This is a genomic window from Pseudomonas sp. FSL W7-0098 (genome assembly GCF_005930585.1).
Taxonomy (GTDB): domain Bacteria; phylum Pseudomonadota; class Gammaproteobacteria; order Pseudomonadales; family Pseudomonadaceae; genus Aquipseudomonas; species Aquipseudomonas bubulae.
On record NZ_RXHW01000002.1, the window covers coordinates 522110 to 539528 of the forward strand.

Genomic DNA, 17419 nt, shown 5'->3' on the forward strand with positions numbered 1-17419 from the left:
AACTCAGTCGTTGGACTTTAAATGGGTATATACCCGCTTCCGGAGAATAATAATGACAACGGTGTGGCGCAACAGCGCTTGGGTTCTTCTTGGCAGTGCGCTCATTCTGGCATTGTCGTTGGGTGTCAGGCATGGCTTCGGGTTGTTTCTGCCGCCCATGAGCGCGCAGTTTGGCTGGGGGCGCGAGGTGTTTGCATTTGCCATCGCCCTGCAAAATCTGATCTGGGGCTTGGCACAGCCCTTTACCGGGGCGTTGGCTGATCGCTTTGGCGCGGCGAAAGTGGTGATCGTTGGCGGCGTGCTGTATGCCGTAGGGCTGTTGCTGATGGGGTTGGCAGACTCGCCGCTGTCGCTGTCGTTGAGTGCGGGGTTGCTGATTGGTATCGGCCTGTCGGGCACATCGTTCTCGGTAATTCTGGGGGTGGTTGGCCGTGCCCTGCCTGCAGAAAAACGCAGCATGGGCATGGGCATCGCCAGTGCCGCAGGGTCTTTCGGTCAATTTGCCATGTTGCCCGGCACCCTGGGCCTGATTGGCTGGCTCGGCTGGTCGACGGCGCTTTTGGTGTTGGGCGTGCTGGTGGCGATGATTGTGCCATTAGTGGGCATGCTCAAGGATCGTCCGCTGCCAAGCCTGGGCGGCGAGCAAACCCTCAGGGAGGCCCTGCGTGAGGCCTGCTCGCATTCGGGCTTCTGGCTGCTGGCGTTGGGTTTTTTTGTTTGCGGCTTTCAGGTGGTGTTTATCGGTGTCCACCTGCCAGCCTATCTGGTGGATCAGCATTTGCCGGCGACAGTTGGCACCACGGTGCTGGCGCTGATCGGTCTGTTTAATATCTTCGGTACTTACACGGCTGGCTGGCTCGGCGGGCGCATGTCCAAGCCGCGCTTGCTGACGGCCTTGTACCTGGCGCGGGCGGTGGTAATCGTATTGTTTTTGTGGGCGCCGATCACACAACTCAGCGCTTACCTGTTTGGCATGGCCATGGGCTTTTTGTGGTTGTCGACGGTACCGCTGACCAATGGCACGGTGGCGACCCTGTTTGGCGTGCGTAACCTGTCGATGCTGGGCGGGATCGTGTTTCTCTTCCATCAGCTGGGGGCTTTTCTGGGCGGCTGGCTGGGTGGCGTGGTCTATGATCAGACCGGAAGCTATGATCTGATCTGGCAAGTCTCGATTTTGTTGAGCCTGTTGGCGGCTGCCTTGAACTGGCCCGTGCGCGAGCGCCCGGTGGCCCGTTTGCAGGCGCAAGGGAGTTTAGGATGAGTGCAAGCTGGATCTGGTTGGGTGCAGTCAGTGCCGGTGCCTTGTTGCTGGCTCTTGTCTGGTGGGGCTGGCATCAGGGTGGGCTGGCCTTGATGCAGTTGGGTATGGGTGCTTGCTAGTGTAGCGGCGGATGAGTAAGTTCTGAGCTTGCCTCTTTCTCAAGGACACCGATGATGCTTAAGCGCTGGATTGCGATGCCTGTATTGCTGTTGGCCTGCGCCGGTTCGGTCTGGGCGGCGGATTGCCCGCCTTTACTGGAGGGCTCGTTGCCCAAGTTGCGGGCCAAGGAATCGATTGATCTGTGCCAGCGCTTTGCCGGTAAACCGCTGTTGATCGTCAATACCGCGAGTTTTTGCGGATTTGCTCCGCAGTTCAAGGGGCTTGAGGCGTTGAACCAGCGCTACAAGGGCCAGGGGCTGGAGCTGATCGGCGTGCCTTCAGACGACTTCAAGCAAGAGGCCAAGGATGGTGAAGAGACGGCCAAGGTCTGCTACGTCAACTATGGCGTGACGTTCACCATGATCGATCCGCAGCATGTGCGGGGGCCTGATGCCGCGCACCTGTTCAAGGTACTGGCCGAGCAGAGCAATGCGCCGAAGTGGAACTTCTACAAGTATGTGGTGGATCGCCAGGGCAATGTGATTGCCAGCTTCTCCAGTTTAACCAAGCCCGACAGTCCTGAATTGATCGAAGCCATCGACAAGGCCATTGCTTCAAGGCCCTGAATCGCAGCCATTAAAAAGCCCCGCCTCGGTAACGAGAGCGGGGCTTTTTTTGATTCAGCTGGCGAGGGGATTAGCCTCGCGGAGAATCAGAACTTGTAGGTTGCACCTACAGCAAAACCGTTAGCGCTGTTTTCATATTTGGAGCTGTAGTAACTACCGATCTGAGGTTTGGCGTCATCAACCTTGACGGACTCTTCCTTGAGGTAGGAATAAGCCACGTCAATGTTCAGGTTGTCATTGACGGCATAACCGGCACCCAAGCTGAAAATGGTACGGTCGCCGGTAGGGATACGTGGCGAGCGATTTTCATTGTTGGTAGGCGACTGGTCCCAGGTCAGACCGGTACGCAGTACCCACTGCTTGTTCAACTGGTACGAAGTACCGATGGCGTATGCCCAGGTATCGTGCCAGTTCTGCTCTTCCTTGATGGTGCTGAACAGTGCGGGCGATGCGGCGCCGCCGGCAGCGGCGGTTACGCCTTCGTTCTCTACGGTGATGTCTTTCAGGCGGCTCCAGCGAGTCCAGGTAGTACCTGCATAAACCTTCCACGCGTCATTGATTTCTTGTGTAACCGACAGGTCCCAGGATTCAGGGGTGTCGATTTTCAGCGAGGCGTCATAACGGTTGCTTTTCAGGCGGGCAGCCGTGAACGGGTCGCTGCTGGCCGTGACGTTAGTGTGGCCTTCGAGCTTGTATTTAACCTTGGAGTGGTAAGTCAAACCAACGCGAGTGGTATCGGTAGCCTGTACCAATACACCAACGTTAAAGCCCAGAGCGGTATCGTCGCCCTTGATTTTTACATTGCTGTCGCCTGCCCCGGCCAGTGGGTTCGGGGTCAGTCTGACTTCGGACTCGAGTGTACCGGCGATGCGGTTAATGGTCGGGCCAAAGCCGATCGATACCTTGTCGTTGAATGCATAGCTGACGGTAGGTTGCAGGGTTACAACTTTTACTTCGCTTTTGCTGCCGAAGCCGCGGCCCTGGAAGCTGCTTTCGTAGTCGGTCACAAGGCCGAACGGAGCATAAACACCGAAGCCTACGGCCCACTCGTCATTGAGCTTGTTGGTGTAAAAGCCCATAGGGACGGCAGTAAATGGAACCATGTCGCCTTTATTGGTACCCGAGATGCTGCCACGGGCATCCTTGATATCGGTCGAAGCATCAATAACAGCGATACCGCCTGTTACTTGCTGGCCGCTGAGGCGGGACATACCGGCAGGGTTACCGAAAACGGTACTTGCATCGTCGGCAGAAGATGAACGACCTGCGAAGCCGGTCCCCATACCGCTGACGCTTTGTTCGTTGAGTGCGAAGCCGCTAGCGAAAATCTGGCTGGAAGCCAAAGTGACGGCGAGGCCAAGTGTGGTCTTGAGCATTACTTTTTTCATTATTAGAACTCCTTATGATCACCGGACGAAAACTACCAACATTTTTGTGGTTGCGCTATAGGCTAAATCGAAGAAGATAGCGATGTTTTGTAGGACAATCCGACCGGTTTTAAATCATTTACACGTTGTTATAGTAGGTGGGAATCTCAAGCAATCTGGTTGAGAGGTGAGACGCAGCTGTGCCAGGCGTGGGCAAAATCGCGCAAACGTCCATGTGGTTCAAAGGCTTGGCGCCAGATCCTTGCCATGCCCAATAAATCGTCAGCCGCGGGGACAACGACTTTGTGTTGCTCTATCAACAGCCAGGCAATGGCGGTGGCGTAGCGCAAATTAACCGTGAGCTCGATATGAGGGCTGCACAAAAACGCATGCTGACTGGCCAGCCCGCGAACCAGGCTCGCCAGATCCGGGTCGTGGGCCAGGTATTGGTCCCACAGGTCCGCATGGCGTATCTCACGTATGCAATAAAGGCCGTGACCGTGGCGATCGTGCAGGGCCGAGCCCAGGTGCGACTGGCTGGCCGCAATACCTAGCAACAAAGCTTCTGCATCCGGGTTGTCTTGCCCCAGATACAGAAGCGTTGGCCGGATCACGTAATGGCTCAACTCTCTGGCAGCGATACCCATAAAGTCCTCGAGGCCTGAAAATGACCAGCGAGGCCCATGCGCTTGGCAGCAGTGGATCGGAAGGGGTCGCTGGAAGCGGATCATGCCGCTTGAGTTGAAGTGTAGTGTCAGATTCTCGCTGTAAAGTTATGTTTTTAAAACATTTAAAGCTTCGGTCAGCGGGCTATATATCCGCAAGTAATTAAACAATGCGGGATATTTCTTAAAGTGCAGGCAATAAAAAGCCCTGCTAATCAGGCAGGGCTTGATGTGTAGCGCTCAAGCTGTCAGGCAATCAGGGCCTGACGGGTACGCTCGATCACAGCTTGCAGAGGTTCTGCGCTGGAATACTGGTCGGGGTACAGGCGTTCGCTGTGACGGGCAATACCGTGTTCGTTGACCAGGGTGAAACTGAAGCATCCTTTGCGAGCAGCCATAATCAGGCAGTTCATTGGGGCAAAGGCGTTGGTTAGGGTGCGAATGGCATCCTGAGTATGGATTTGAGTAGACATAGTTATTAGGTGTTCCTACAAATGACACGGAATCTGATCCGTGCTGCGTTAAAACGTTCCAGTGACGTCGAGCCATTCTTTGGCTGGACGAAGAACCTGACTGGAACAAAGCCGCCAGTTGGAGCGCATTAAGTATGTGGCGCTTGGGCTGGCAGGTAGGTACTTAGGAGGGCAGGCAGTCACAACAGGAGCTAAGGTTCCGTGCTCCGGGTGAAGATCCTGATCAATTTGCAGGTTGGTTCGGTCAGAGTAAAAGAACTTCGCGATACCCTGTGCGTTTGTGCAGAGGCCGTATCGTCGCAAGATTTACCTGGAAACCATCGAGGGGGTCGATCCCGTTTGTTCAGCTTACGTTCGCTTTTTGCGAGGTGCTGGAGGGATTTGTTCGGCCCGAATTGACTTTCAGCTTGGTACTAACGCTGCGGATACTAACGGGTTGAATTTTTAAACGCAAGTATGCTAGCAAAAATACTTTATGTGGCCATGCCGCAACCTCAGGTTGGCGTGTGGCGCTGACTAGTACATTTCAGCGGTTTCGCCAGTAGCGCGGTGTGTGTGTTCTGTCGGCAACAAGCCCCTTGAATGAAGCGCCGCAGCGGTGCGTCAGCGTGCAAGCCGTGCCCGGTAAAGGCCCGGTTTTTTGCTCTGAATGTGAGCTTGTGCACATTAACAGTGCTGGTGGCAAAATCAGCGCAGATACCCGTGTTTTGCTCTTGCTAGCCTGCCTTGTAAATTTAAGTCAATGAAAAACATCGTTTTTTTTAATTGGTGAAAAAATCGACAGTTTGACCTGAGGCCGCGCGGGGTGGGCGTTTGCGGGGGTTAAAGCAAGGTTGTCCACTGACTTATCCACAGGATCTGTGGATTGTCCAAAGCGCTTGCTCTAGATCAAGGGTATCGACTTTTTTGGGCTTTACCCGGACGAAAAAAGGAGTAGAGTGGCGCGCCTTCTGTTCTGCCCTACAGTGTCGTATGAAGTTCCGCACCGCTACTTCCTCTGTTGCTCGTCCCAATACATCCACTGAAGCACCCAAACGCTTTTCTTTGCGGGTCGCGATCTGGCTGCTGGATAACCCGCGCCTGAGCGCCAGCCCCAGCGTCAAACACGTTGCCGGTCATTTGCTCAAGCAACCTGCCCGCCAGGGCGTGGTGCTGGCGCAAAGCCGTTTGGGCCAGTTGATGTGCCGTGAATGCGGCAGCGCCCGCGATCAGCGCATTGGCCACGAACTGTTGCGTCAGGCCGCTCGCGCCGGTGATCGTCTGGCCCAGCAGGAATTGAACAAGACCCAAGACTGAGCTGTCTTCGGCGCGGCCTGTTGGTTAACCTTGTTCTTTTACCTCGTGCGGAGGGTTTATGGCCCTGGATCTAAGCAGCCTGTTGCTTGGCCTGGCAGCAGCGGGCGTGCCGTTGCTGGCGTTAATCTGGCAGTTGCAACGCAAACTCGGCAGCCATCCCGCTGAGCTGGCGTTGCTCAACGAGCGTTTGAATACGGCGCAGTTGGCCCAGGAAGGTCTGGGCGCCCAGCTGGATGCCTGTCGCGACGAGGTCAGTGACCTGGGTCAGGCCAATGCCGCCAAGCAGGCCGAGCTGGCAGCATTGAGCCGCGAAGTAGAGCTCTTGCAGGTGGAGCGCGACAATGGGCGCGACGCCGCCCATGCCTGGAACCTGGAGCGCAACCAGAAAGAAGTCGAACTGCGGCGCCTGGATGCCCATGCGTCTGGGCTGGCTGCAGAGTTGCGTGAACAGCAAGACAGCCATCAGCAACGACTGAACGACCTGCAGGGTTCCCGGGACGAGCTGCGGGCCCAGTTTGCCGAGCTGGCGGGCAAGATCTTTGATGAGCGCGAGCAGCGTTTCGCCGAAACCAGCAATGAGCGCCTCGGGCAGTTGCTCGATCCGCTTAAAGAACGCATTCAGTCGTTTGAAAAGCGCGTCGAAGAAAGCTATCAGCAGGAATCGCGGGAGCGCTTTTCCCTCGGCAAAGAACTGGAGCGCCTGCAACAGTTGAATTTGCGCCTGAGCGATGAGGCGACCAACCTGACTCGCGCCCTCAAAGGCCAGAAGACCCAGGGTAACTGGGGTGAGTTGATTCTGGAGCGGGTGCTGGAGCACGCGGGGCTTGAGAAGGGCCGCGAGTACCAGACTCAGGTCAGCCTCAAGGGGCCGGACGGAGAGCGTTTCCAGCCAGACGTATTGATCATGTTGCCCGGTGACAAGCAGGTGGTGGTCGACTCCAAGGTCAGCCTGACGGCTTATCAGCAATATGTGGGGGCTGACGACGACGTGATCGGGCAGGCGGCGCTCAAGCAGCATGTGCTATCGCTGCGCAATCATGTGAAAGGGTTGGCCAGCAAGGACTACAAGCGTCTGGAGGGGTTGCACAGCCTGGATTTCGTGTTGTTGTTCGTGCCCATCGAAGCGGCTTTTTCGGCGGCGTTGCAGGCCGAGCCCAACTTGTTTCAGGAAGCATTTGACCGTCATATCGTGATCGTCAGCCCAACCACGCTGCTGGCCACCTTGCGGGTAATCGACAGCCTCTGGAAACAGGAGCGCCAAGGCCAGAACGCCCGCGAAATTGCCGAGCGTGCCGGTTGGCTGTACGACAAGTTTGTTTTGTTTATTCAGGATCTGGATGAAGTGGGCAATCGCCTGCAGCAGCTGGACAAGGCCTACAGCTCAGCTCGTAATAAGCTGACGGAAGGCCGCGGCAATCTGGTCAGCCGCAGCGAACAGCTCAAGCTGCTGGGGGCCCGGGCCAGCAAGAGCCTGCCAGCCGACCTGCTGGAGCGGGCCATGACCGACGAAGAGGGTGTGGCCCACCCGGCGGAATAAGCGGTGTGCAAGGCTTTGTGGGGGCGGGCTTGCTGCGATGGCATCAACCAGGCTCTGCAAGTAAACCGAGTTGGCACTATCGCGAGCAAGCCCGCTCCCACAAGGGCGCTCAGCTAGAGCGGCACATGCCTGCTCAGCAGCGCCCGCAGCACGGCGGGCTTGACCGGCTTGGGCAGATACTCAAGACCGGCCGCATGCACCTCGGCGATCATCTCGGGGCGGCCATCGGCGCTGATGACCACGCCCGGTACAGGCTCGCCCAACTGGGCTCTTAGCCAGCGCATCAGCTCTGTGCCGACCTCGCCATCATCCAGATGGTAATCAACCAGTACCAACTGCGGCCGCACGCCTTCATTAAGCAACGCCGCGCATTCTTCGCGGTTGCGCGCTGTCCAGACCTGGCAGCCCCAGCGTGTCAGCAGGCTTTGCATGCCGATCAGGATGCTGTCTTCATTGTCGATACACAGCACTCGGGCGCCTGTTAGCGGTTGGCCATTCTGCTCGGCGACCACCGGCTGCGGTGCGGCCTGGCTCTTTGCCATCGGCACGCGCACGCTGAATACGCTGCCAAAGCCGGGCCATGAGCGCACTTGCAGGCTGTGCCCAAGTACGTGGCACAAGCCGTCGGCGATGGCCAGGCCCAGGCCCAGGCCTTTTTCGGCGCGGGTCTGGTGGCTGTCGAGGCGTTTGAATTCTTCAAAAATGACCTGCAGTTTGTCTTCCGGGATGCCCGGGCCACGGTCCCACACCTCAAGGCATAGCTCACTGCCGCGTCGGCGTACGCCCAGCAATACCGGGCCCTTGGCGTAGCGGAAGGCATTGGTGAGGAAATTTTGCAGGATCCGGCGCAGCAGTTTGATATCACTGTTGACCCGCACGCGGCTACCGTGAACCCGGAAGCTCAGGCCCTGTTCCTGGGCCTGTGCAGTGAACTCATTGCCCAGGGTTTCGAACAGGTCATTTATGGCAAAAGGCTTGATGTCGGGCGTGATCTTGCCGTTTTCCAGGCGGGAAATATCCAGCAGGTCGCTGATCAGGTCTTCAGCCGAACGCAGTGAGCTGTCCAGATGCTGCACCAGCTTGCGGGCTTCGGCGCTCAAGCCTTCCTCTTGATGAGAAAGAGCAGACGAGAACAGGCGTGCCGCGTTCATGGGCTGCATCAGGTCATGGCTTACTGCTGCCAGAAAACGGGTTTTCGACTGGCTGGCTGTTTCAGCCACGCCTTTGGCTTCGGTTAACGCCTGATTCAACTGCGACAGTTCAAAGGTGCGCTCGGCAACACGTTGCTCCAGGCCTTCATTGGCTTCGGTCAGGGCCTGTTCAGCTTCGCGGAACGCGGTGATGTCGGTGAAGCTCATGACGAAACCGCCGCCGGGCATCGGATTGCCGATCAGCTCGATGACGCGGCCATTGGGGAACAGGCGCTCGGAGGTATGCGCCCGACCCTGACGCATCCAGTGCAGGCGCCGGGCCACATGCACTTCGGCTTCGCCGGGGCCGCACAGGCCACGTTCAGCGTTGTGGCGGATAATGTCAGCAATCGGGCGCCCCACGCTGATCAACCCCTCCGGGTAGTCGAACAATTCCAGATAACGTCGGTTCCAGGCCACCAGCTTAAGTGACTGGTCGACCACGCTGATGCCCTGGGTGATGTTTTCAATGGCGCCCTGGAGCAAGGCGCGGTTGAACTGCAGTACTTCGGACGCTTCGTCGGCAATCCGCACCACGTCTTCCAGCTGCATTTCCCGGCCTTCAATCGCCGCTTTTACTACCGCACGGGTAGAGGACGCGCCGAGCACACCGGCCAGTAGCCGTTCGGTGTGGGCGATCCATTCGCCATTGGCGTTCTGGTTAGGGTTAAAGCCCTTGCCCTGACGGTAGGCGAAGCGAATAAAGCTCTGGTGCGCGCGTTCTTCGCCGACAAAGCGTGCGGCGAGGGCCAGCAGGTCATTGATCTGTACCGACAGCATCGAACGACCGCTGGGGTGGCTGCTCAGCTCCTGGCCGATAAAACGTCCGGCCTGCCAGTGTTCTGACACGCGGGTTCGCGACAGCACCGAAACCCAGGCAAACAGGGTGAAGTTGCCTGCCAGTGACAGCACTACACCCTGTGTCAGCGGGGTGATCGAAAGGCCCAGCGGGTTACTGTGCAGCCACGCCAGCCCAGGGAAGTGGCTCAGGTGCCAGCCAAAGCTGTGGGCGATGATCGGCAGTACCAGGGTGTAAAACCAGATAAAGGTGCCCGTCGCCAGTCCGGCGAAAACCCCCCGGCGGTTGGCCTGCTTCCAGTACAGGGCGCCGAGCATGGCCGGCGCCAGTTGGGTGACGGCAGCGAAGGCAATCTGGCCAATGGTGGCCAGGCTGGCGGTCGAGCCCAGCAGGCGGTAGCTGACATAGGCCAGCAGCAGAATCACCACAATCGACACGCGCCGCACCGAAAGCATCCAGTGGCGGAACACCTCGAACGGGCGCTCGGCGTTTTTGTGGCGCAGCAGCCACGGCAGCAGCATGTCGTTGGAGACCATGGTCGACAGTGCCACACTGGCCACGATCACCATCCCGGTGGCTGCCGACGCGCCGCCGATAAAGGCCAGCAAGGCCAGGGCCGGGTGGGCCTGGGCCAGGGGCAGGCTGATCACGAATGAATCCGGTAATACCGAGCTTGGCAGCAACATTTGCCCGGCCAGGGCGATGGGCACTACAAACAGCCCGGCGAGAATCAGATAGGCCGGGAACACCCATTTGGCCAGTTGCAAGTCCTGGGGTTCGATGTTTTCAACCACGGTAACGTGGAACTGACGGGGCAGGCAGATAATCGCCATCATGGCCACGCCAGTCTGGACGATCATCGAGGGCCAGTTGACGGTTTCTTTCCAGTACTCCTCAAGCCGCGGTGCGAGCATGGCTTGATTGAACAGATCGTCGAAGCCGTCATACAGCCCATAGGTTACGAAAGCGCCGACGGCGAGAAAGGCGAACAGCTTGACCAGCGACTCAAAGGCAATCGCCAGCACCATGCCGCGGTGGTGCTCGGTGGCATCGAGGTTGCGGGTGCCGAAGAGGATGGTGAACAGCGCCAGCACCAGGGTCACGATCAGCGCCGTGTCCTCGACCCTCGAGCCGGTTGCATCGGCGCCGGCGCCGATCAGCAGGTTGACCCCCAGCACAATGCCTTTGAGCTGCAGGGCGATATAGGGCAGTACGCCCACCAGGCAGATCAATGCCACCACAATGGCCAATGACTGGGACTTGCCGTAGCGGGCGGCAATAAAGTCGGCAATCGAGGTGATGTTCTCCTGTTTGCTGATCATCACCATCTTTTGCAGCACCCAGGGCGCGCATACCAGCAGCAGTACCGGCCCCAGGTAAATCGGCAGGAATGCCCAGAGTTGTTCGGCGGCCTGACCAACGGCGCCGAAGAACGTCCAGCTGGTGCAGTACACCGCCAGCGACAGGCTATACACCCACGCGCGAACCCGCGGCGGCAGTGGTTTGCTGCGCCGGTCACCATAAAAGGCAATGGCAAACATAATGGCCATATAGGCCAGGGCAACGGCGGCAATCAGCCCGCTGGACAACGACATGGACGCTCCTGAAGGTATAAGGCCGCAAGCAATCCCGCTTGAGACAGCTAGTCTCGCATGATGTTCGGAGCGCGTCAGTGTCGACCATGGTCTGAGCGCGGCCTGGTGTCGCAGGGTTTGAAGTTGGTCGATATGATCTTATATAGGTGCGGTAGATAACAGTTAGAGAAATTACCCGTTATATAGATATTCGATTTGGTTCTACTCTAATTGCACCTCAAACGAGGCTCAGGAGGAACCCATGACTTGCCCAAACAAAGCCAAAGCCGCTTTTCGACCATTTAGCCACTTGCAGCACCCCCGCGAAGCGATCCGCCAGTTCACCCCGAACTGGTTTGCCGCGACCATGGGTACGGGGGTTTTGGCCTTGGCCCTGGCTCAATTACCGGTGCATATTCCCGGTGTACATGCCTTTGCCGAAGGGTTGTGGTTGTTCAATATCGGTCTGTTTATTCTATTCAGCGTGCTTTATGGCGCGCGCTGGATGTTGTATTTCGACGAGGCGCAGCGCATTTTCGGGCACTCCACAGTGTCGATGTTCTTTGGCACCATCCCCATGGGCCTGGCGACCATCATCAACGGTTTTCTGGTGTTCGGCGTGCCGCGCTGGGGTGACGGCATGGTGCAGGTGGCCGAAGTGCTGTGGTGGATCGATGTGGCCATGGCGCTGGGCTGTGGCGTGCTGATCCCCTATCTGATGTTTACCCGTCAGGATCACAGCATCGACCAGATGACTGCTGTCTGGCTGCTGCCGGTGGTGGCCGCTGAGGTTGCGGCAGCCAGTGGCGGTCTCCTGGCACCGTATCTGAGCGATACCGTCACGCAGTTTCATGTGCTGATTACCAGCTATGTACTGTGGGCGTTTTCGGTGCCGGTGGCATTCAGCATCCTGACCATTTTGATCCTGCGCATGGCGCTGCATAAACTGCCCCACGAGAGCATGGCTGCATCCAGCTGGCTGGCGTTAGGCCCTATCGGTACGGGTGCTCTGGGCCTGCTGTTGCTGGGTGCCGATGCCCCGGAAATTTTTGCGGCCAATGGCCTGGCACGAATCGGTGAGATTGTCGAAGGCCTGGGCCTGATCAGCGGGGTGATTCTGTGGGGTGTGGGCTTGTGGTGGATTGTCATGGCGGCATTGATCACTATTCGCTACTTCCGCTCGGGCATCCCGTTCAACCTGGGCTGGTGGGGCTTCACCTTCCCGCTGGGGGTTTACTCGCTGGCCACCCTGCGCCTGGGCAGCATGCTGCACCTGAGCTTCTTTGATGTAGCCGGTTGCATCCTGGTGCTGGCACTGGCGCTGATGTGGCTGTTGGTCGGCAAGCGCACCGTGCAAGGGGCTTATCGCGGCGAGTTGTTTGTCTCGCCCTGCATTGCCGGGTTGAAGAAGTAAAACGTACCCTCGGGTTCTGTGCGCCTTTGCACAGAACCCGAGCAAGGTTGTGCCCTGAGTGTTACAACGGCCCTCCAAAGAGAAAGCCCTTCAGCGCAACGTGAGTACATGGATGATGAGTCACCCCTCGCAATTCAGCTTGCTAGGCAAGCGCCGCTTCCTGCCTTTTTTCGTGACCCAGGCCCTGGGCGCGCTCAATGACAACCTGTTCAAGCAATCGCTGATTCTGGCCATCCTTTATAAGCTCAATATCGAAGGTGACCGGGGTATCTGGGTCAATCTGTGCGCGTTGCTGTTTATCGTGCCTTTTTTCCTGTTCTCGGCCCTGGCCGGTCAGTTTGGTGAAAAGTACGCCAAGGACCGTCTGATTCGTCTGATTAAGCTGGGCGAAATCGCCATCATGGTGGTTGCAGCCATTGGCTTTGCATTCGACCACCTGGCATTGATGCTGGTCGCGTTGTTCGCGATGGGCACCCATTCGGCGCTGTTCGGCCCGGTCAAGTACTCGATATTGCCGCAGACCCTGCAATCTGAAGAGCTGGTGGGTGGTAATGGCCTGGTGGAAATGGGCACTTTTCTGGCGATTCTGGCGGGCACCATTGGCGCCGGGATCATGCTGTCCTCCGGCAATTACACGGTTATCGTTTCGCTGGTGATTATCGCGGTCGCAGTGCTGGGGTACCTGGCCAGTCGCGCCATTCCGTCTGCGCCGGCAGATACGCCGCAGTTGCGGCTGAACTGGAATATTTTCAGCGAATCCTGGGCCACTCTGCGCCTGGGTCTGAATCAGACGCCTGCGGTATCCCGTTCCGTGGTGGGCAATTCGTGGTTCTGGTTTGTTGGTGCGATCTACCTGACGCAAATCCCGGCCTACGCCAAGGATTGGCTGTCTGGCGACGAGACCGTTGTGACGTTGATCCTTACAGTGTTTTCAGTGGGTATCGCACTGGGGTCGTTGTTGTGCGAGAAACTGTCGGGGCGCAAGGTCGAAATTGGGCTGGTGCCCTTTGGTTCGTTTGGCCTGACCGTATTTGGCCTGTTGCTGTGGTGGCATTCGGGGCTGATGCCGCAAAACATCCAGGCCAACGACTGGCTGGGCGTGCTGGGTTTCAGCCAGGCCTGGTGGGTGCTGCTGGATATTCTTGGGCTCGGCGTGTTTGGCGGCTTCTATATAGTGCCGTTGTATGCGCTGATCCAGTCGCGCACCTCGGAGAGCGAGCGGGCGCGGGTGATCGCGGCCAACAATATCCTCAATGCGCTGTTCATGGTGGTGTCGGCACTGGTCACCATCCTGTTGCTCAGCGTGGCCGGACTGACAATCCCCGAGTTGTTTCTGGTGGTGTCGTTGATGAATATTGCGGTCAACGCCTACATCTTCAAAATCGTGCCTGAATTCAGCATGCGCTTCTTGATCTGGCTGCTGGGCCATTCCATGTACCGCGTGCAGCACAAGCACCTGGAGCTGATCCCCGATGAGGGGGCAGCGTTGTTGGTGTGCAACCATGTCTCATATGTCGATGCATTATTGATAGGCGGCGCAGTGCGTCGTCCGATTCGCTTTGTCATGTATTACAAAATTTACGATTTGCCGGTTCTGAACTTTATCTTCCGTACTGCGGGGACTATTCCCATTGCCGGTCGGGGGGAAGATGAAGCAATCCATGATCAGGCATTCGACAGGATTGCCCGCTATCTGGCTGACGGCGAACTGGTGTGCATCTTCCCTGAGGGCAAGCTCACCACGGACGGACAGATCGACGAGTTCAAGGCGGGGGTGATGCGGATTCTGGAGCGCACGCCGGTGCCGGTGATTCCGATGGCGTTGCAGGGGCTGTGGGGCAGTTTTTTCAGTCGCGATCCGCACAAGGGCTTTTTCCATCGCCTATGGTCGCGGGTGACGCTGGTTGCAGGTACGCCGATAGCGGCCGGGGAGGCCACGCAAAAGCTGTTGCGTGAGCGGGTGATGGCGTTGCGCGGGGCTGTGCAGTAAATCAAAGACACTGTGGGAGCGAGCCTGCTCGCGAAGGGGGACTTGAATACCAGGTCGGCCCAATCGCGAGTAAGCCCGCTCCCACAGTTTTTCGTGCTATGTGCTGACTTTAAGGCCCACCAGGCCGGCAATGATCAGTGCAACACTGGCCAGCCGGAACAACGCCATGGATTCACCAAACAGGATGATCCCGGCAATCACAGTGCCCACCGCGCCAACGCCCGTCCAGATTGCGTAGGCAGTGCCCAGCGGCAGTTCTTTCATGGCCAGACCCAGCAAGCCAAGGCTGATGATCATGGCGCCTACAGTCAGGGCCGTCGGCAACGGGCGGCTGAAACCGTCGGTGTACTTAAGGCCTACAGCCCAGCCAACTTCAAACAGGCCGGCGAAAAACAGAATGATCCAGGACATGGTCTTCTCCATCAACTGATGGGGTCGTCCCCGGAATAATCACTCGATGAGTCGCGAGGTCGTCCTCGCAGTGCGCAGTATATTGCACATGATTATTCCCACAGGCAACCCCGATTTTTCACTCAATAGCAGCCTTGGCTGCTGCCAGGCGATCTTCTTTTTCGCTCATGCGCCGGAAATAGGTCGACAGCAGCGCCCCCGAAATATTGTGCCAAACGCTGAACAGCGCACTGGGCACGGCCGCCAACGGCGAGAAGTGGGCGCTGGCCAGAGCCGCGCCCAGCCCCGAGTTCTGCATGCCGACTTCCAGGGCCAGGGATTTACGCTGGGCCAGGGGCAATTTGAACAGACGGCCGGTAAAGTAGCCGAGCAAATAGCCGAAACTATTGTGCAGTATCACCACGGCCATAATCAGCAAGCCGGACTTGGCGATTTGCGCCTGACTGGCCGCCACCACGGCGGCGACGATAATCACGATGCTGACCACTGACACCAGCGGCAGCACATCGACGGCAAAGCGCACCCGTGCGCCAAGCAGGCGCTGGGCCAGTACGCCGAGCACAATCGGTAGCAACACAACCTGCAGGATCGACCAGAACAGCTCCATAAACGAAACCGGCAGCCAGGCCGACGCCAGCAGCCAGATCAGGGCCGGGGTCAACAAGGGGGCGAGGAGGGTGGTCACGGCGGCAATCGCCACCGACAGCGCCAGATCGCCCCGGGCCAGCCAGGTCATGACATTGGACGAGGTACCGCTTGGGCAGCAACCGACCAGGATCACCCCAACGGCGATTTCCGGTGGCAGGTTGAACACCTGGCAAAGCAACCACGCCACGCCGGGCATGATCACGAAATGTGCAACCACACCCAGCGCCACACGCCAGGGGTGACGGGCGACTTCGGCGAAGTCATCGAGTTTGAGGGTCAGGCCCATGCCGAACATCACCACGCCAAGCAGCGGCACGATGTAGCCTTTAAGGCCAACAAACCAGGCTGGCTCAAGAAACGCCAGCACGGCAAAAATCAGAACCCAGTAAGCAAAGGTATTACCGACAAAGCGGCTTAAGGCAGCAAGTGCGCGCATGGTGGTCCTTATTGTGGTTGTTCTGGTGGATATGATTGTGGGAGCGAGCCTGCTCGCGAAGATCTCGTGAGCGCCGTGGCGCTACTTTCGCGAGCAGGCTCGCTCCCACAAAAAAACGATTGCAGCGGGTGTTTAGATGCCCTGTGGGATCTCTTCGCCGCCCAGTGCTTCAAACAGCTGTGGCAAGAACTCGCCGAAGGTCAGCATCATCAGGGTGAAGCTGGCGTCCTGCTGGCCCAGATCGTCATCACCGCCGTCCTGTTCGGCCTGGTCTTGCAGCAGGTCTTCGAATTTCAGGCGTTTGACCACCAGTTTGTCGTCCAGTACGAACGACAGTTTGTCCTGCCAGGCCAGCGACAGCTGGGTTACGACTTTGCCAGTGCTCAAGTGCAGCTGGATTTCGTCGCTGGTCAGGTCCTGGCGCTTGCAGCGGATGATGCCGCCATCTTCATGGGTGTCGCGCAGCTCGCATTCGTCGAGGACAAAGAAGTTGTCGGCGGCTTTCTGGGTCTTGACCCATTCCGTCATCACCGCGCTTGGTGCAACCTTGACTGCCAGTGGGCGAACCGGCAGCGAGCCGATCACTTCACGCAGGGTGGACAGTAAATCCTCGGCGCGTTTCGGGCTGGAGGCGTTGACCAGGATCAGGCCCTGTTTTGGCGCGATGGCGGCAAAGGTGGCGGAGCGGCGGATAAAGGCGCGGGGCAGAAACGCCTGGATGATTTCATCCTTGAGCTGATCGCGTTCCTTTTTGTAGACCTTGCGCATTTGCTCGGCCTCGATCTCTTCGACCTTCTCCTTTAATGCATCACGCACCACACTGCTCGGCAGGATGCGCTCTTCTTTGCGGGCGGCAATCAGCAGGAAGTCCTGGCTGACGTGAACCAGCGGGGCGTCTTCGCCTTTGCCGAACGGGGCAACGAAACCGTAGGTGGCTACTTCCTGGCTTGAACACGGGCGGGCCAGTTTGGTGGCCAGTGCAGTTTCCAGCACCTGTGCATCAAATGGCAGATCTTGGGTCAGGCGATAGATAAGCAGGTTTTTGAACCACATGGGGTGAATCACTCCTATATACAAAGACGCATTATTCGCTTGATAACCTTAATAGGCCAACCCTGCGCTAAGCCTTTGTAGTGCTTGGGAAAATTATTTTAAAAAGTACTTGCCAGACTATAAGTCGCTCCGTAGAATGCGCGCCACACCGAGAGTGAAAGGGTGATTAGCTCAGCTGGGAGAGCATCTGCCTTACAAGCAGAGGGTCGGCGGTTCGATCCCGTCATCACCCACCATTCGCTCACAGTGTTACGCGCAGCGGTAGTTCAGTCGGTTAGAATACCGGCCTGTCACGCCGGGGGTCGCGGGTTCGAGTCCCGTCCGCTGCGCCATATTCTGAACACAAGCCCCTTGAACGCTTGTGATCAACAAAAAGCCTGCCTTGTGCAGGCTTTTTTGTGTATGCATGTTTTCTTTGATTGATAAAAAATTCAAATAAAACAACCACTTACGCGAATAGTGTGAGAGAATGCGCCCCGCAACGAAAGTGAAGTACAAGGGTGATTAGCTCAGCTGGGAGAGCATCTGCCTTACAAGCAGAGGGTCGGCGGTTCGATCCCGTCATCACCCACCACTTGCT

General features: G+C 57.8%; 14 protein-coding genes and 3 tRNA genes. 10 read left to right on the forward strand and 7 right to left on the reverse strand.

The window, feature by feature from the left end; translation table 11 throughout:
• The first annotated feature begins 52 nt into the window (after positions 1-52).
• The 3 genes from FHL07_RS05455 to FHL07_RS05460 are packed head-to-tail and all read left to right on the forward strand — an operon-like array spanning position 53 to position 1986.
• The gene (locus FHL07_RS05455) at positions 53-1261 is read left to right on the forward strand and encodes an MFS transporter (protein ID WP_095003094.1); all 1209 of its coding nucleotides are present in this window, start codon (positions 53-55) and stop codon (positions 1259-1261) included.
• Positions 1258-1380: a hypothetical protein gene (locus tag FHL07_RS23900; protein ID WP_254925250.1), complete on the forward strand. Its 123-nt coding sequence runs from the start codon at positions 1258-1260 to the stop codon at positions 1378-1380. The genes FHL07_RS05455 and FHL07_RS23900 overlap by 4 nt, the downstream gene beginning before the upstream one ends.
• 54 nt (positions 1381-1434) lie before the next feature.
• The gene (locus FHL07_RS05460) at positions 1435-1986 is read left to right on the forward strand and encodes a glutathione peroxidase (protein WP_165446506.1); all 552 of its coding nucleotides are present in this window, start codon (positions 1435-1437) and stop codon (positions 1984-1986) included.
• An 86-nt stretch (positions 1987-2072) separates the two neighbouring features.
• Here FHL07_RS05460 and FHL07_RS05465 read toward each other — a convergent pair whose 3' ends face one another.
• The 3 genes from FHL07_RS05465 to FHL07_RS05475 all read right to left on the reverse strand — a co-directional run bounded on the left by FHL07_RS05465 (position 2073) and on the right by FHL07_RS05475 (position 4491).
• Entirely contained in the window at positions 2073-3374 is a 1302-nt protein-coding gene (locus FHL07_RS05465) for an OmpP1/FadL family transporter (protein WP_095003096.1), read from the reverse strand.
• Between the two features lie 146 nt (positions 3375-3520).
• Positions 3521-4000 carry a hypothetical protein gene (locus tag FHL07_RS05470; protein ID WP_095003097.1) on the reverse strand — a complete coding sequence of 160 codons (480 nt, stop codon included), beginning with the start codon at positions 3998-4000 and terminating at the stop codon, positions 3521-3523.
• Between the two features lie 266 nt (positions 4001-4266).
• Positions 4267-4491: a hypothetical protein gene (locus tag FHL07_RS05475; protein ID WP_019407963.1), complete on the reverse strand. Its 225-nt coding sequence runs from the start codon at positions 4489-4491 to the stop codon at positions 4267-4269.
• 972 nt (positions 4492-5463) lie between these two features.
• Between FHL07_RS05475 and FHL07_RS05480 the strand changes: the two genes are divergently transcribed.
• Positions 5464-5787 carry a hypothetical protein gene (locus tag FHL07_RS05480; RefSeq protein ID WP_095003098.1) on the forward strand — a complete coding sequence of 108 codons (324 nt, stop codon included), beginning with the start codon at positions 5464-5466 and terminating at the stop codon, positions 5785-5787.
• A gap of 172 nt (positions 5788-5959) precedes the next feature.
• Positions 5960-7324: a DNA recombination protein RmuC gene (gene rmuC / locus FHL07_RS05485; protein WP_165446514.1), complete on the forward strand. Its 1365-nt coding sequence runs from the start codon at positions 5960-5962 to the stop codon at positions 7322-7324.
• A gap of 113 nt (positions 7325-7437) precedes the next feature.
• Here the strand turns inward: rmuC and FHL07_RS05490 are convergent, their stop codons facing one another.
• On the reverse strand, positions 7438-10908 hold the full coding sequence (locus tag FHL07_RS05490) for a hybrid sensor histidine kinase/response regulator (RefSeq protein ID WP_095003100.1): 3471 nt from the start codon (positions 10906-10908) through the stop codon (positions 7438-7440).
• A gap of 241 nt (positions 10909-11149) precedes the next feature.
• Between FHL07_RS05490 and FHL07_RS05495 the strand changes: the two genes are divergently transcribed.
• Both FHL07_RS05495 and FHL07_RS05500 read left to right on the forward strand, forming a co-directional pair.
• Positions 11150-12301 carry a TDT family transporter gene (locus FHL07_RS05495; RefSeq protein WP_138738181.1) on the forward strand — a complete coding sequence of 384 codons (1152 nt, stop codon included), beginning with the start codon at positions 11150-11152 and terminating at the stop codon, positions 12299-12301.
• 115 nt (positions 12302-12416) lie between these two features.
• Positions 12417-14291 (forward strand): MFS transporter, encoded by a 1875-nt coding sequence (locus FHL07_RS05500; RefSeq protein WP_138738190.1) that lies wholly within the window; start codon positions 12417-12419, stop codon positions 14289-14291.
• Positions 14292-14387: 96 nt separating this feature from the next.
• On the opposite strand, the gene sugE is transcribed toward FHL07_RS05500, so the two are convergent.
• From sugE to rdgC, 3 genes are all read right to left on the reverse strand, one after another.
• A complete protein-coding gene (gene sugE / locus FHL07_RS05505) occupies positions 14388-14702 on the reverse strand; it encodes a quaternary ammonium compound efflux SMR transporter SugE (protein WP_095003103.1) in 315 nt (104 codons plus the stop codon).
• A gap of 118 nt (positions 14703-14820) precedes the next feature.
• Complete coding sequence (locus tag FHL07_RS05510) at positions 14821-15786, reverse strand: bile acid:sodium symporter family protein (protein WP_138738182.1); 966 nt, start codon at positions 15784-15786, stop codon at positions 14821-14823.
• A 132-nt stretch (positions 15787-15918) separates the two neighbouring features.
• Positions 15919-16839, reverse strand: coding sequence for a recombination-associated protein RdgC (gene rdgC, locus FHL07_RS05515; RefSeq protein WP_088379231.1), 921 nt, complete (start codon positions 16837-16839; stop codon positions 15919-15921).
• Positions 16840-16999: 160 nt separating this feature from the next.
• Between rdgC and FHL07_RS05520 the strand changes: the two genes are divergently transcribed.
• The 3 genes from FHL07_RS05520 (at position 17000) to FHL07_RS05530 (ending at position 17413) form a co-directional block, all read left to right on the forward strand.
• A tRNA-Val gene (locus tag FHL07_RS05520) sits at positions 17000-17075 on the forward strand.
• 19 nt (positions 17076-17094) lie between these two features.
• Positions 17095-17171 (forward strand) — tRNA-Asp (locus FHL07_RS05525).
• Between the two features lie 166 nt (positions 17172-17337).
• Positions 17338-17413: transfer RNA gene (locus FHL07_RS05530), tRNA-Val, on the forward strand.
• Positions 17414-17419 lie beyond the last annotated feature (6 nt).

Coding starts and splice junctions, on each gene's coding strand:
- FHL07_RS05455 (WP_095003094.1), top strand. CDS start 53: ATGACAACGGTGTGGCGCAACAGCGCTTGGGTTCTTCTTGGCAGTGCG.
- sugE (WP_095003103.1), bottom strand. CDS start 14,702: ATGTCCTGGATCATTCTGTTTTTCGCCGGCCTGTTTGAAGTTGGCTGG.
- FHL07_RS05470 (WP_095003097.1), bottom strand. CDS start 4,000: ATGGGTATCGCTGCCAGAGAGTTGAGCCATTACGTGATCCGGCCAACG.
- FHL07_RS05480 (WP_095003098.1), top strand. CDS start 5,464: ATGAAGTTCCGCACCGCTACTTCCTCTGTTGCTCGTCCCAATACATCC.
- FHL07_RS05500 (WP_138738190.1), top strand. CDS start 12,417: ATGAGTCACCCCTCGCAATTCAGCTTGCTAGGCAAGCGCCGCTTCCTG.
- FHL07_RS05510 (WP_138738182.1), bottom strand. CDS start 15,786: ATGCGCGCACTTGCTGCCTTAAGCCGCTTTGTCGGTAATACCTTTGCT.
- FHL07_RS05475 (WP_019407963.1), bottom strand. CDS start 4,491: ATGTCTACTCAAATCCATACTCAGGATGCCATTCGCACCCTAACCAAC.
- FHL07_RS05465 (WP_095003096.1), bottom strand. CDS start 3,374: ATGAAAAAAGTAATGCTCAAGACCACACTTGGCCTCGCCGTCACTTTG.
- rdgC (WP_088379231.1), bottom strand. CDS start 16,839: ATGTGGTTCAAAAACCTGCTTATCTATCGCCTGACCCAAGATCTGCCA.
- FHL07_RS23900 (WP_254925250.1), top strand. CDS start 1,258: ATGAGTGCAAGCTGGATCTGGTTGGGTGCAGTCAGTGCCGGTGCCTTG.
- FHL07_RS05495 (WP_138738181.1), top strand. CDS start 11,150: ATGACTTGCCCAAACAAAGCCAAAGCCGCTTTTCGACCATTTAGCCAC.
- FHL07_RS05460 (WP_165446506.1), top strand. CDS start 1,435: ATGCTTAAGCGCTGGATTGCGATGCCTGTATTGCTGTTGGCCTGCGCC.
- FHL07_RS05490 (WP_095003100.1), bottom strand. CDS start 10,908: ATGTCGTTGTCCAGCGGGCTGATTGCCGCCGTTGCCCTGGCCTATATG.